The 14,250-nt window shown below is 71.9% G+C and carries 12 protein-coding genes; 8 read left to right on the top strand and 4 right to left on the bottom strand.

Going from position 1 to position 14,250, the window contains the following annotated elements; translation table 11 throughout:
* Positions 1-2: 2 nt before the first annotated feature.
* Positions 3-764, top strand: a complete 762-nt coding sequence (gene cbiQ, locus ACWD3E_RS18320; RefSeq protein ID WP_451388562.1) for a cobalt ECF transporter T component CbiQ — start codon at positions 3-5, stop codon at positions 762-764.
* On the top strand, positions 752-1,618 hold the full coding sequence (locus ACWD3E_RS18315; RefSeq protein WP_451388561.1) for an energy-coupling factor ABC transporter ATP-binding protein: 867 nt from the start codon (positions 752-754) through the stop codon (positions 1,616-1,618). The genes cbiQ and ACWD3E_RS18315 overlap by 13 nt, the downstream gene beginning before the upstream one ends.
* Here the strand turns inward: ACWD3E_RS18315 and ACWD3E_RS18310 are convergent.
* On the bottom strand, positions 1,604-2,080 hold the full coding sequence (locus ACWD3E_RS18310; RefSeq protein ID WP_451388560.1) for a MarR family winged helix-turn-helix transcriptional regulator: 477 nt from the start codon (positions 2,078-2,080) through the stop codon (positions 1,604-1,606). The two genes, ACWD3E_RS18315 and ACWD3E_RS18310, sit on opposite strands and share 15 nt — an antisense overlap.
* A 148-nt stretch (positions 2,081-2,228) precedes the next feature.
* On the opposite strand from ACWD3E_RS18310, the gene ACWD3E_RS18305 reads away from it, so the two are divergent.
* The 6 genes from ACWD3E_RS18305 (at position 2,229) to ACWD3E_RS18280 (ending at position 9,105) form a co-directional block, all read left to right on the top strand.
* Positions 2,229-3,329 (top strand): phenazine biosynthesis protein, encoded by a 1,101-nt coding sequence (locus ACWD3E_RS18305; RefSeq protein WP_451388559.1) that lies wholly within the window; start codon positions 2,229-2,231, stop codon positions 3,327-3,329.
* A complete protein-coding gene (locus ACWD3E_RS18300; protein ID WP_451388558.1) occupies positions 3,329-4,753 on the top strand; it encodes an aldehyde dehydrogenase family protein in 1,425 nt (474 codons plus the stop codon). The genes ACWD3E_RS18305 and ACWD3E_RS18300 overlap by 1 nt, the downstream gene beginning before the upstream one ends.
* Positions 4,754-5,174: 421 nt before the next feature.
* Entirely contained in the window at positions 5,175-6,395 is a 1,221-nt protein-coding gene (locus ACWD3E_RS18295; RefSeq protein WP_451388557.1) for a Glu/Leu/Phe/Val dehydrogenase dimerization domain-containing protein, read from the top strand.
* On the top strand, positions 6,392-7,834 hold the full coding sequence (locus ACWD3E_RS18290) for a class-II fumarase/aspartase family protein (RefSeq protein WP_451388556.1): 1,443 nt from the start codon (positions 6,392-6,394) through the stop codon (positions 7,832-7,834). Before ACWD3E_RS18295 ends, ACWD3E_RS18290 begins: the two co-directional genes overlap by 4 nt.
* A 3-nt stretch (positions 7,835-7,837) precedes the next feature.
* Positions 7,838-8,413: a hypothetical protein gene (locus ACWD3E_RS18285; RefSeq protein WP_451388555.1), complete on the top strand. Its 576-nt coding sequence runs from the start codon at positions 7,838-7,840 to the stop codon at positions 8,411-8,413.
* A 20-nt stretch (positions 8,414-8,433) separates the two neighbouring features.
* Positions 8,434-9,105 (top strand): FmdE family protein, encoded by a 672-nt coding sequence (locus ACWD3E_RS18280; protein WP_451388554.1) that lies wholly within the window; start codon positions 8,434-8,436, stop codon positions 9,103-9,105.
* A 69-nt stretch (positions 9,106-9,174) separates the two neighbouring features.
* On the opposite strand, the gene meaB is transcribed toward ACWD3E_RS18280, so the two are convergent.
* Genes meaB through ACWD3E_RS18265 form a run of 3 tightly spaced genes read right to left on the bottom strand, consistent with a single transcriptional unit; the run spans position 9,175 to position 14,154 of the window.
* The gene (gene meaB / locus ACWD3E_RS18275; RefSeq protein ID WP_451388553.1) at positions 9,175-10,167 is read right to left on the bottom strand and encodes a methylmalonyl Co-A mutase-associated GTPase MeaB; all 993 of its coding nucleotides are present in this window, start codon (positions 10,165-10,167) and stop codon (positions 9,175-9,177) included.
* Between the two features lie 7 nt (positions 10,168-10,174).
* Positions 10,175-12,349 (bottom strand): methylmalonyl-CoA mutase, encoded by a 2,175-nt coding sequence (gene scpA / locus ACWD3E_RS18270; protein WP_451388552.1) that lies wholly within the window; start codon positions 12,347-12,349, stop codon positions 10,175-10,177.
* Positions 12,349-14,154 (bottom strand): methylmalonyl-CoA mutase family protein, encoded by a 1,806-nt coding sequence (locus tag ACWD3E_RS18265; protein ID WP_451388551.1) that lies wholly within the window; start codon positions 14,152-14,154, stop codon positions 12,349-12,351. Before ACWD3E_RS18265 ends, scpA begins: the two co-directional genes overlap by 1 nt.
* Positions 14,155-14,250: the final 96 nt, after the last annotated feature.

Here is a 14,250-nt window from a genome sequence, read left to right as displayed (position 1 = left end):
CCATGGGCGCGGGTCACGCACACCGGCTCTACCGGCACGCCCATTCCCCGGTGCACGCCCTGCCGCCGCACGCGAAGCTGACCGCCGTCTTCTGCTTCGTGGTCGTGGTGGTGGCGACGCCCCGGGAGGCGATGTGGGCGTTCGGCCTGTACGCGCTGCTGCTCGCCGTGGTGGCGAACCGCGCCCGGATCCCGGCCGGCTTCCTGCTCGAACGCCTGCTGATCGAGATCCCGTTCGTGGCGTTCGCCGTGCTGATGCCCTTCGTCTCGGAGGGCCACCGCGTGCACGTGCTCGGCCTGTCGCTGAGCGAGAGCGGACTGTGGGGCGCGTGGAACGTGCTGGCCAAGGGGACGCTCGGCGTCGCCGCGTCGGTTCTGCTCGCCTCCACCACCGAACTGCGTGAACTGCTGCTGGGGCTCCAGCGGCTCAGGCTGCCCTCGATGCTCGTCCAGATCGCCTCGTTCATGATCCGCTACTCGGACGTGATCACCGACGAGATGCGGCGGATGAAGGTCGCCCGGGAGTCGCGCGGTTTCGAGGCGAGCGGCGTGCAGCACTGGGGCGTCCTCGCCAGGTCCGCGGGCGCGCTCTTCATCCGCTCCTACGAGAGGGGGGAGCGGGTGCACCTGGCGATGGTCAGCCGCGGATACGCCGGGACGATCCCGGTCATCGACGAGGCCGTCGCCTCCGGGGCGCAGTGGAGCTACGCCCTCGCCCTGCCCCTCGCCGCCCTTGCCATATGTCTGACGGGATGGACGCTGTGACCGATTCGCTCGTACTGCCGACGTCGCCCACGCCGCCCTCGCTGGAGGTCGACGGCCTCGCCTTCGCCTATCCGGACGGTCACCAGGCGCTGTTCGGGGTCGACCTGACCATCAAGCGCGGCGAGCGGGTGGCGCTGCTGGGCCCGAACGGCGCCGGCAAGACCACGCTCGTGCTGCACCTGAACGGCATCCTGACCGGCGGCGCGGGCACGGTGACCGTCGCCGGAATGCCCGTCGACCAGAAGAACATGGCGGAGATCAGGCGCCGGGTCGGCATCGTCTTCCAGGACCCCGACGACCAGCTGTTCATGCCGACCGTCCGCGACGACGTGGCCTTCGGCCCGGCCGCCGCCGGACTGCGGGGGCCGGAACTGGACGCGCGGGTGAACAAGGCGCTGGCGCTGGTCGGCATGGAGGAGTTCGCCGACCGGCCGCCGCACCACCTGTCGTTCGGTCAGCGGCGCCGGGTCGCCGTCGCGACGGTGCTCGCGATGGAGCCGGAGATCCTGGTGCTCGACGAGCCGTCGTCCAACCTCGACCCGGCCTCGCGCCACGAACTCGCCGACATCCTGCGCTCGTTGGACGTGACCCTGTTCATGGTCACGCACGACCTGCCGTACGCGCTGGAGCTGTGCCCCCGGTCGGTGATCCTCACCGAGGGTGCCATCGCCGTGGACGGCAGGACCCGTGAGCTGCTCTGCGACGCGGACCTGATGGCCGCCCACCGCCTGGAGCTGCCCTACGGCTTCGTCCCGGCCCCGGACGTCGTCGCCCAGGAACCCGTCACGACGGGATCCGTCACGGGATCCGTCACCACGGGATCCGTCACCGGGGGACGGTCACAGCAGCCGTAGCAACAGTGACCGCAGCGCGGCCCGCTCCCGCTCGTCGAGCGGGGCGAGGAAGTCCTCCTGCGCCAGCTCGACCAGCCGGCGCAGCTGGCGCAGCTGGGCCGCCCCCGCGGGGGTGAGGTACAGCTCGTAGGCGCGCCGGTCCGCGCCCCGGCGGCGCTCCAGCAGCCCCGCCTTCTCCAGGTCGTCGGCGAGCGCCACGACCGAGGTCCGGTCGATCCCGAGCCGCGCCCCGACGGCCCGCTGGATCTGCCCCTCCTCCAGGCCGACCAGGTTGAGCACCCCGAAGTGGCGCAGGGTGAGGTTGAACGCGCCCAGCGATTCGTGCGCCAGGTCCGAGATGCGCTGCGCCCCCTTGTCCAGCAGGAAGGGGAAGGACGTCCGCATCGCCTCGGGGAGGTCCGCCGCGGGCGGGCCGTCCGCGGCCGGTGTCGAGCCCATCGCGGCCTCGCGCTTCGTAGTCATGTCGTGCATTCCCTGGACCTTGACGCTCTTGAGCGCAATCCTACATACTCCCAATTACGTCAGTAGTGCTGACGATCAGGATGACAGCCTATGTCGCGGGCTGCGTGCGGCACGGGGTGTCCCGAGGAGAAGGACGGGCCGATCCGAGATGGCCGACGACTTCAGCTCCGTGTTCGAGCCGCCCATCGACGAACCGCCCCACCCGGACGAACTGGTGAGGGCGGCGATGGAATGGCACTTTTCACCGCTCACCGGTAGTCCGTATTGGGTGGAGCGTGCGAAAGGCTTCCGCTTCGACCCGCTCAAGGAGGTACAAACCCTTGACGACCTGCGCCTCTTCATCGATGTCGCGGTGGACTGGAGCCAGATACCGGCCCACGCGCTGGTGCCGCGCGGCTGCGCCGGGCGCCCGGACCGCTACGGCGTCTTCGAGTCGGGCGGTGCCACCGGCGCTCCCAAGCGCATCGTCGACGCGACCTCCCGCGCGCGGAACGTCGCCTGGCAGAGCATGATGCTGGACGCGCAGGGCTTCCCCTCCGGCGACGGCCACTGGCTGCACATCGGGCCGACCGGGCCACATGTCATGGCGCGGAACATCAGTGTCCTGTCGCATCTGCGCGGGTTCCTCACGTACTTCGTGGACCTGGACCCGCGCTGGGTGCGGCGTTGCAACACCGAGGGCCGGTTCGAGGACGCCCAGCGCTACATCGACCACATCCTGGACCAGGTCAGGGACGTGCTGCTCACCCAGGACATCCGGGCGATCTCCACGACCCCGCGCATCCTGGAGAAGGTCGTCGGGCGCGAGGACGTGTACGCGCTGATGCGGGAGAAGCTCCGCGGCATCGTGTGGGGCGGCACCAGCATCGACGGCGAGACCCTGCGGCTGCTGGAGGAGGAGGTGTTCCCGGACGCCAAGCTGGCCGGTGCGTACGGCAACACCATGATGGGTGTCGCGCCGCAGCGCACCCGGCGCCCCGGCGACGCCGCGCTCTGCACGTTCCGGCCCTACTTCCCCTACTCGCTGGTCGAGTTGGTCGACCCCGAGCAGCCCGAGCGGCTCGTGGACGTCAACGAGCAGGGCCGCGTGCGGATCACCGTACTGACCCGGGACTACTTCACCCCGCCGACGCTGGAGCGCGACACCGCGGTGCGGCGGGCCTCGGCCGATGGCTACCCCGGCATCGAGGTGTCGGACGTGCGCCCCTACGAATCGCTCGGCACCAAGGTCGTCGAGGGGGTCTACTGATGACCGAGGCGTTGTACGAACTGCCGCTGATCCGGGCCGGTATGCCCGTGCGCTCCGCGCGCTCGCTCACCCTCGACGGCGTCGACGGCACCCCGCTGGCCACGGTGCACCAGGCGCCGCCGCTGCTGGCCCGGCTCACCGTGCGGGAGGCGCGCCGGCGCGCCGCGGACCGCGGCCCGAGCGACGCCCCCGCCCCCGAGCTGCTGCAGGAGGCCGGGCGGCTCTTCGCCACCGCGACCCTCGGCGGACTCGACCCGGACCAGTACTGCCGGATCCAGGCGCGGGCCGCCGGAGTGCCGATCACCGTGGCCCGGCATTCCCTGGAGGACATGGCGCGGACCTTCGCGGGCGTCGGCGCCCGCGTCGCGGCCGAGCGTCCCGCCGGGGCGGGCCACACGCTTGCTCCCGGCGAGATCTCCGGGGTGTGGGTCCGCCGCGGCGATGTGCTCGCGGTCATCGCGCCCAGCAACAACCCGGGCACCCACACCCAGTGGCTCACCGCGCTGGCCTGCGGGTACGCGCTCGTGGTGCGCCCGGGCAGCCGCGACCCGTTCACCCCGGCCCGGATGATCGAGGCCCTGCTGGCCGCCGGGGTGGAACCCTCCCTGCTCTCCCTGCTGCCCGGCGACCACGCCACCGGCGACGCGCTGGTGGAGGCGGCCGACTTCAGTCTGGTCTTCGGCGGCGACGCGGCGACGCGCAAGTACGGCAACGACCGCCGGGTCATCCTGCGCGGGCCGGGCCGCTCCAAGCTGCTGCACAGCGGGCCGATCACCGACGAGGTGCTCGACGTGGTGTGTGAGTCGGTCGGGTACGACGGGGGCATGCGGTGCACCTGCGCCACCGCGGTGTTCACCGACGCCGATCCCCGGGAGTTCGCCGAGGCCGTGGCCGAGCGGCTGGCCCGGCTGACGCCGGCCGCGCCCGAACGGGACGAGGCGGGCCTGCCTGTGCTGCCGCTCGCGGAGGCCCGCGCCGTGCGGGAGCTGCTGGTGAGCCGGCTCGACGGCGCCGTGGACGTGGCGGAGGGCCACTACCCGGACGGCCCGGTGGCCGATCTCGGCGACGGCTCGGCGGCGCTGCGGCCCGCGGTGCTGCTGTGCGACCGGCCCGACCACCCGGGCGCGCGCATCGAACTCTCCTTCCCCTGCGTGTGGATCGTGCCGTGGAAGCGCGAGCTGGGGCTCGCCCCGCTGCGGGACACGCTGTCCCTGACCGTGCTGGGCGACGACCACGAACTGGCCCGCCAGGCGCTGCGCGAGCCCACCATCCGCAAGGTCCTCTTCGGGGCGTTCCCGACCTGGTCGGCGGGTGACGTCAGCCCGCACGACGGTTATCTGAGCCACGAGTTGATGGAGGCCCGCGGCTACGGCGCCCCGGGCGCCGTCACGCCGTGGCGACGGGAGACGGCCGTCACGGCCTGACACCGGGCGCCGGGCGCCGAGTGGTGAGCCGCGACTGCGGGGCGGGAGCCGCAGTCGCGGCTCCCGCCTTTCCGGTGGTCGGGCCGCCGCGTCGACGGCTTCTTGCGCAGCGCTAGCAATTGCCAGTAATCGTCAGTTCTAGTGATGATTATTGAGCCGTGAATAGCAGGCGTGATCGGGGGACGTGTGAGGCCGGGCCCGCGCTGCGCCCGGGGTATCCCATCTTGCTCTCTCTCGCCCCGGCGTTGAGATTCGCCCAGGTCGGCGGTTAGGTGTAAGTCAAGCCAATCGGCCGGGTCTTGACGGTGCATCTCGCCGCACGGGATGCTCGGCCGTAGAAATCAGTAGTGCCGATGGTCAGTTCCACTGTCTAAATGGGTGGGCTAGGCGCCACTGCCGATTCATGCCAACGGGGGCACTCATGGTCCGAGTCATCGAGTACCGCGATCCTGTCGAACACTGTCCCGGCTTCCTCGTCTACGACGACACCTCCTGCAAGCTGGCCGCCGGCGGCTGCCGGATGCAGGCCGGCCTCACCGCCGACACCCTGCGCACCCTCTCGGCCCGCATGACGCTGAAGCAGCGCGTGCTCGGCATCAACGTCGACGGCGCCAAGTGCGGCATCGACTACGACCCCGCCGGCCCCGAACGCGAGGCCGTGCTGGGCCGCTTCCTGGAGTTCCTGCGGGACGAGCTGACCTCCCGCTACAGCATGGGGGCCGACATCGGCACCTGCTTCGAGGAGCTGAACCGGCTCGCCTCCCTGACGGGCATCGGCTCCGTGAAGTTCGCGGTCAGCGTCGCCCAGCAGCTCGCGGAGCCGGAGTTCTACGCGAGGATGGCTCTCCTCGACGCCCGGGTGGGCCTGCTGACGGTCGGTCAGCGACGCGCCGGACACGCCCTCGCGCACGCCGCCCTGGCCGCGACCGAGCACGCCGGCCACAGCATCGCCGGCCTGACCTGCAACCTCCAGGGCTTCGGCAACCTGGGCCGGGCCGCCGCCCTCGCCCTGGCCGAACAGGGGGTGCGGGTCACCGCCGTCGCCGACGAGTACGGCTGCATCGTCGACCCGCGCGGCCTCAACCTCGACAAGATGCTGGGGTCCGACCTGCGCAGCCCCGTACCGGGACTGCTCGACAGCGCGCTGCGCCTGCCGAGCGAGGCGCTGTTCGACGTACCGGCCGACGTGCTGATCCTGGCCGGCGGGTCCGACGTGATCTCCGCCGAACAGACCGGGCTGCTGCCCGTCCCGGTGGTCGCGGTCGGCGCCAACTGCGGCCTGAGCGCCGAGTCCGAGCGGCTGCTCGTCGAACGCGGCGTGGTCGTGGTGCCGGACTTCATCGGCGGGATCGGCGGATCGGCGTCGATGGAGGCGCTGTTCGGCCCCGACCGGAACCCGGAGCCCGAGGAGGTGCTCGACACCGTCGTCGTCATGATGCGCGAACTCGTCGGCGACATCCTGGTGGGCGCGCGCGACCGCGGCCTGATGCCGCGCGAGGTCGCCCTCTCCATCGCGCGGTCGGCGCCCGTGTCCCCAGGGGAACGGCCGTACGGCCACAGCCCGTATCGCACGTCCAGCCCGGCGCGCGGCAACCGTGTCGCGCTGCGTACCGCCGCCCGTACGTACAAGGGGAACCGATGAACGCACAGGCCGATTCCACCGAGCCGATCCGGCCGGCCGCCACGGCCGCCGAGGACTGCTCGCACCAGCGGAGCCACATCAGCGACTCCGCCTTCTACGGCCACCGCTACAGCACCACCGCCACGCACCGCATCTTCTGCGACCACTGCCGCTACCAGCGCTGGCTCGACGTCGAGGCGGCGCTGGCGCTGAGCCAGGCGGACCTCGGGATCATCCCCCGGCCGGCCGCCGAGGCCATCGCGGAGGCCGCCCGCGTCGAGCGGCTCGACCTGAACGCCATCCGCGCCGAGATCCGCCGCACCAGCCACTCCCTGGTCGGCTTCCTGCGGGTCTTCCAGGCCGCCGTGCCGGGCGGTGCCGGCGAGTTCGTGCACTACGGCACCACCACCCAGGACATCCAGGACACCGCGCAGTCCCTGGAGATGCGGGACGTCCTGGACGAGGCCGACCGGCTGCTGCGGCTGCTCCTCGGCAGGCTCGTCGGCCTGGCCGAGGAGCAGTCCGGCACCGTGGCGCTCGGCCGCACCCACGCCCAGCCGGCCCTGCCGATGGGCTTCGGGCTGAAGATCGCCGGCTGGATCGACGAGGTGCAGCGGCACCTGGAGCGGATCGAGGCCATGCGCCCGCGCGTCCTCGCCGTCCAGCTGTTCGGCGGCGTCGGCACCATGGCGGGCTTCGGCGACCAGGCCCTGGACCTGCTGGAGGCGTTCGCGAACCGGCTCGGACTCAGCGCACCGGCAATCTCCTGGCACACCTCCCGGGACCGGATCGCCGAGTTCGTCTCGTGCCTGGCGATGGTCGCCGGGACCATGGGCCGCATCGGCGACGAGGTGCGCATCCTGTCCCGGCCGGAGTTCGGCGAGCTGGTCATCGGCTGGAAGCACGGGCAGGTCGGTTCCAGCACCATGCCCCACAAGCGCAACCCGGAGGCCTGCGAGCAGGCCGTCGTCATGGCCCGGCTGGCCGCGGCCCAGGTGGTCAACGCCATGGCCTGCATGGGCGGCGACCACGAGCGGGACTCCCGGACCCTGCGCATCGAATGGGCCTGCGTCCCGGACGTCTCCCACTACTCCCTGTCGTCCTGCGAGATCATCCTCCACCTGGTCGAGGGCCTGAAGGTCGACCCGGAGCGCGTGCGGGACAACACGCGCGTGGTCGCCGACCAGATCGCCACCGAGAAGCTGATGCTCGCCATCGGCGCCCACCTCGGCAAGCAGAGCGCCCACGAGTACGTCTACGAAATGGCCCAGAGCGCACGGGACTCAGGCCAGTCGCTGCGCGACCTGGTGTCCCGGGACGGCTGCGCGGGCGCCTGCCTGGACGAGGCCGCGCTGGACCGGATCTTCGACCCCTCCCACTACCTGGGCCAGTCCCAGGCCCTGGTCGCGCTGGCCGTGCAGCGGGCCCGCGCCTGGCTCCCGGCCGCCGGGGAGGAATGAGCCGTGGACCTCGCAGAGGCCGAGGAGATCGTCTTTCCCCGGACGCTGTACGCGAGTGTGATCGCCCACGCGGTGCGCAAGTTCACCGACCACTACCTGGACGGTGAGACACAGGAGCACAAGGCGTTCGGCATGCTCGCCGGCCGTTGCAGGGGCCGGAGCATCGCCGTCCGCGCGGTGTACCCGCTGATCATCAACCTGCGCCACGAGGGCGGCACACAGCACGAGATGGACGAGGTCGTCGGCGCCCACGCGATCCCGTCCGAGACCCCGAACGCGCAGCGCGGCTGGGTCGCCGACCCGCGCGAGCTGCTCGACATAGAGCGCGCGTGCGAGGACACCGACTGGGTGGTCTTCGGCAACTACCACACCCACCGCGTGCCGTGGGACCACGACCCGCTGCGCGACACCTGCACCGAACTGGACCGCGTCCTGGCCCGCGAGTCCAGCCAGTGGACCTTCATCCTCTCGGCCGTGGACCTGCACCGGCCCAGGCTGCGTGCCTTCTTCGAGGGCGACAACTCCCGCGAGGCGGCCATCCGTCTGCTGCCCGCGGCCCCCGCGACCACCGCACCGTGACCCCAGCAAGGAGTTCGGACATGAACCGCAAGCAGTCCTACGACGACGTCGTCGCCTTCCACGGGCACGAGTGTCCCGGCGCCGCCTTCGGCGTCCGGGTCGCCGAGGTGGCCATGGCCCGCCTGGGCACGCCCGCCGAGGGCCTGGTGGCCGTGGCCGAGAACGACACCTGCGCGCTCGACGCCATCCAGGTCCTGACCGACTGCACCTTCGGCAAGCGGACCCTGATCCACCAGGACAACGGCCGTAACGTCTACACCTTCTGGGACAAGACCGCCGGGAAGGGCGTGCGCATACGCGCCAAGGCGGACAGCGTCGTCTACCGCAGCGAGGAGATCTGGGAGCTGGCGGAGAAGGTCGAGGACGGCACCGCCGACACGGCCGAGCAGGAGCGGTTCGCCGCGCTGCAGGCCGAGCGGGTCGGCAAACTGCTCGAACTGCCCGAGGAGGAGTTCCTCTCCGTCGACGAGATCGAGGCCGAGGTCCCGGCCACCAAGAAGGTCGCCCGGGTCGACAACTGCGAGGAGTGCGGCGAGCCCACCAGCGTGGAGACCCTCCACGAGCACCGGGGCCGCATGCTCTGCCCGGTCTGCCACCTCGACGCGCACGGCGGCACACTCCCCGCGAACCACGGCGACCACGGCCACCACCCGCACAGCCACGCCCACAAGCACCATCAGCACAAGCACTGAGCCCCGCGCATGCCGCCGCACCCGTCAGCCAGGGGTGCGGCGGCATCCGTGTGACCCAGGGGTGGTCCGCTATCGGTCGCCGAGGCCGCCGAACGCCTCCAGGATGCGTTCCGCCGCCAGCGTCGCCGTCAACGAGCCGTTCCTGACCTGCTGTTCGAGCAGGGGCGCGGCCTCGCGCACCGCCGGGTGGGCGTGCAGGCGGCCCAGGAGTTCGTCGCGGACCATCGCCCAGGTCCAGTCGACCTGCTGGTCGCGCCGTTTGGCGGCCAGCCGCCCGGTGGAGTCGAGCAGCGTACGGTGCTGCTCCAGCCGGTCCCACAGCACGTCGAGGCCGGCCGATTCCCGCGCACTGCAACTCAGCACCGGCGGAGTCCAGAACGCGTCCTTGCCGTGCATCAGCCGCAGCGCGCCCGCCAGTTCACGGGCGGCGGCCTTCGCGTCCCGCTCGTGCGGGCCGTCCGCCTTGTTGACGGCGATCACGTCGGCCAGCTCCAGGACACCCTTCTTGATGCCCTGCAACTGGTCGCCCGTGCGGGCCAGGGTCAGCAGCAGGAAGGAGTCGACCATGTCGGCCACCGCCGTCTCCGACTGGCCGACACCGACGGTCTCGACCAGGATCACGTCGTAGCCCGCCGCCTCCATGACGACCATCGACTCCCGGGTGGCCTTCGCGACCCCGCCCAGCGTGCCCGCGCTGGGGGAGGGACGGACGAAGGCCGCCGGGTCGACCGCCAGCCGCTCCATCCGGGTCTTGTCGCCCAGGATGGAGCCGCCGGTGCGCGTCGAGGACGGGTCCACGGCGAGCACGGCGACCCGGTGCCCCAGCGAGGTCAGCATGGTGCCGAACGCGTCGATGAACGTCGACTTGCCGACGCCCGGCACCCCGCTGATGCCGATCCGCCGCGCCCGGCCGCTGTGCGGGAGCAGCTCCGTGAGCAACTGCTGTGCCAGCGACCGGTGCCCAGGACGGGTGGACTCGACGAGCGTGATGGCGCGGGCCACCAGGGCCCGCTTCCCGTCGAGCACACCCTTCACATAGGTGTCGAGATCGAGCGGTGCCATCGCGCCGCTACAGCTCGTGGCCGAGGTCGGCCGACAGCCGCTGCACCAGGTCGTACGCCGCGTCCGGGATCACCGTCCCGGGCAGGAACACCTCCACCGCGCCCATCTCCAGCAGCGTCGGCACGTCCTGCGGCGGGATCACGCCGCCGACCACGACCATGATGTCCTCCCGGCCCTCCTCGGCGAGCTTCTCGCGCAGCGCCGGGACGAGGGTGAGGTGACCGGCGGCCAGCGAGGACACGCCGACCACGTGGACGTCCGCCTCGACGGCCTGGCGGGCGACCTCCTCCGGGGTCTGGAACAGCGGGCCGACGTCGACGTCGAAGCCGAGGTCGGCGAAGCCGGTGGCGATCACCTTCTGGCCGCGGTCGTGGCCGTCCTGGCCCATCTTGGCGACCAGGATGCGCGGCCGGCGGCCCTCCGCCTCCTCGAACTTGTCCACCAGGGCACGGGTGCGGTCCACGGACGGGGACTGGCCTGCTTCGTTGCGGTACACGCCGGAGATCGTACGGATCTGGCTCGCGTGCCGGCCGTACACCTTCTCCAGGGCGTCGGAGATCTCGCCGACCGTGGCCTTGGCGCGGGCCGCCTCGACGGCCAGCTCCAGCAGGTTCTCCTTGCCGTCGGCGGCCCGGGTGAGCGCGTCCAGGGCGTCCTGGCAGGCCCGCTCGTCCCGCTCCTCCCGCAGCCGGCGCAGCTTCTCGATCTGCTGGGCGCGCACCGAGGAGTTGTCGACCTTGAGGACCTCGATCGCCTCGTCGTTCTCGACGCGGTACTTGTTGACGCCGATCACCGGCTGCCGCCCGGAGTCGATGCGGGCCTGGGTGCGGGCCGCCGCCTCCTCCACGCGCAGCTTCGGGATGCCCGCGTCGATGGCCTGCGCCATGCCGCCGGCCTGCTCGACCTCCTGGATGTGCGCCCAGGCCTTGCGGGCGAGGTCGTACGTGAGCTTCTCCACGTACGCGCTGCCGCCCCACGGGTCGATGACCCGGGTGGTGCCCGACTCCTGCTGGATGAGCAGCTGGGTGTTGCGGGCGATGCGCGCCGAGAAGTCCGTCGGCAGGGCGAGGGCCTCGTCGAGGGCGTTGGTGTGCAGCGACTGCGTGTGGCCCTGGGTCGCCGCCATCGCCTCCACGCACGTGCGCGTGACGTTGTTGAACACGTCCTGCGCGGTCAGCGACCAGCCGGAGGTCTGCGAATGGGTGCGCAGGGACAGCGACTTGGTGTTCTTCGGCTCGAACTGCGACACCAGCTTGGCCCACAGGAGCCTGGCGGCCCGCAGCTTGGCGACCTCCATGAAGAAGTTCATGCCGATCGCCCAGAAGAACGACAGCCGGGGCGCGAACGCGTCCACGTCCAGGCCCGCCTCCTGGCCCGCCCGCAGGTACTCCACGCCGTCCGCGAGCGTGTACGCCAGCTCCAGGTCGGCCGTGGCACCGGCCTCCTGGATGTGGTAGCCCGAGATCGAGATGGAGTTGTAGCGGGGCATCCGCTGCGACGTGTACGCGAAGATGTCGGAGATGATCCGCATCGACGGCTTCGGCGGATAGATGTAGGTGTTGCGGACCATGAACTCCTTCAGAATGTCGTTCTGAATGGTTCCGGCCAGCTTCTCGGGCGGTACGCCCTGTTCCTCCGCCGCCACGATGTACAGCGCGAGCACCGGCAGCACGGCGCCGTTCATCGTCATCGACACGGTCATCTTGTCCAGCGGGATCCCGTCGAACAGCTGCCGCATGTCGTAGATCGAGTCGATCGCCACGCCCGCCATGCCGACGTCACCGGTCACGCGCGGGTGGTCGCTGTCGTAACCCCGGTGCGTGGGCAGGTCGAAGGCGACCGACAGGCCCTTCTGGCCGGCCGCCAGGTTGCGCCGGTAGAACGCGTTGGACTCCTCGGCGGTGGAGAAGCCCGCGTACTGGCGGATCGTCCAGGGCTGGTTGACGTACATCGTCGGGTACGGGCCGCGCAGGTACGGCGCGATGCCCGGATAGGTGCCCAGGAAGTCCAGGCCCTCCAGGTCCCGGCCGGTGTACAGCGGCTTGACCCCGATGCCCTCCGGGGTCTCCCACAGCGGCTCCTCGGCGCCGGTCGCCCGCTTGACGGCGTCACGCCACTCGGCGTCACTGCCGCCGGCGACCGGGGTCCCCAGCTCGATGCCGGAGAAGTCGGGGATTCCCATCAGGACACTCCCATGCGGTCGAGAGTCGCGGACAGGACGTCTACGGCGTCGCAGCCCGCGAAGACGTACGAGTCGATGCCGGCGTAGTCGCCGCGGCCCGCGAGGAACACGTGCCGGGCACCGGCGGCGCGCAGCGACTCGGCGGCCTGCTCGGCCTGTTCGGCGTAGAGCGCGTCGCTGGAGCAGAGCACGGCCTCGGTGGCGCCGCTGTCCGCGAAGCCGCCCTCGGTGACCGGCTCGATGCCGCCCGCCTGGAACAGGTTGGCGGCGAACGTGGCGCGCGCGGTGTACTCCGCGGCCGAGCCGAGCGCCGCAAGGAAGATCCGGGGGCGGGAGCCGGTCGCCGCGAGGTGCGCGTCGGAACGCGCCCGCAGCTCCTCGTACGCCTCGTCCCGGCGCACCCGCGGCAGCCCGCCGGACGGCGGCTCGGGCGCGGGCTCGCGCTCCACCGGCTTCTCGGCCAGCAGCGGGAACTCGCTGACTCCGGTGACGGGTTCGCTGCGCTTGGCGAGCCGCTTGGAGCGCTGCGCCCACGTCGTCGCCAGGTCCGTGCGCAGCCGGCCGGAGCGCAGCACGGCCGCCTGGCCGCCGTCGCGCTCGATCGTCCGGAAGAACTCCCAGGCAGCCTGGGCGAGTTCGTCGGTGAGCCGCTCCACGTACCAGGAGCCGCCCGCCGGGTCGATGACCCGGCCCAGGTGGGACTCCTCGACCAGGATCGTGGAGGTGTTGCGCGCGATACGTCGCGCGAACGCGTCCGGCAGGCCGAGCGCGTGGTCGAACGGCAGCACCGTGACGGCGTCGGCGCCGCCGACCCCCGCCGCGAGCGTCGCGACCGTCGTGCGGAGCATGTTCACCCACGGGTCACGGCGGCTCATCATCACCGGCGAGGTCACCGCGTGCTGCACCTGCGCGCCCGCGCCCGGCGCCCCGGACACCTCGGCGACCCGCGCCCACAGCCGGCGCGCGGCGCGCAGCTTGGCGATGGTCAGGAACTGGTCGGCGGTGGCCGCGTACCGGAACTCCAGCTGCCCGGCGGCCTCTTCGACGCAGAGCCCCGCCTCGGTCAGCTTGCGCAGGTAGGCCACGCCGGTGGCGAGCGAGGCGCCCAGCTCCTGCGCGGCCGAACCGCCCGCCTCGTGGTACGGCAGCGCGTCCACGGTCAGGGCGCGCAGGCCCGGGTAGGTCTCGGCGCAGCGCGCGGCCAGCGCGGCGAAGGGCGCGAAGTCCAGCGGGGTGCCGGTGCGGGCCTCGTACCCGAGCGGGTCGGCGCCCAGGGTGCCGCGCGCGGCCTTCGGGTCGACGCCGCGCTCCGTGTACAGCGCGAGCAGCGCCTCGGCGGCGGCCTCGGTGTCGCGGCCCGCGTCCAGGGCGACCGGCGCCAGGTCGAGGTAGACGCCATCCAGGGCCCGGCCCAGCGACTCGACCGGGATGCCGCCCTCGCCGAGCACGAGCCACAGCGAGGTGACGCCGTTCTCCAGGTCGGCCAGGACGGCGCCGTCGGCGAGGGCCGAGTGCCGCTGCCGTACGTCCCAGCCGCCCGCGGTGTTCCCCTCGGGGCGGCTGCCGCGGACGAACGGGGCGAAGCCCGGCAGGCCGGGGTCGGGCGCGGCGTCGCGCGCGGTGTACAGGGGCCGGGTGCGCAGCCCGTCCTCAAGTGTCGTGGACAGGGCGTCCTCAGCTGCTTCGCCCGAGACTTCCTTGCCCGACTTGCGCAGCACACCCTCGACCAGGCGTTGCCACTGCTCGTGTGTCGCGTCAGGGAACTCGGCGGCCAGTGGGAGCCCGTCGTCAGGCAGGACCGTCATGGCTCGGATGCTAGGCCAGGGTGCTCAACTGAGTGCACCGAAGAGGCTGTGACGTTTCCCTCCTTGCGCTTGTGGGCTGCGCCGCTCAGGCCACGG

Source organism: Streptomyces sp. NPDC002676 (assembly GCF_053592455.1).
Note: the sequence above shows the minus strand (reverse complement) of the source record. Positions and strands in the feature narration are given on the sequence as shown.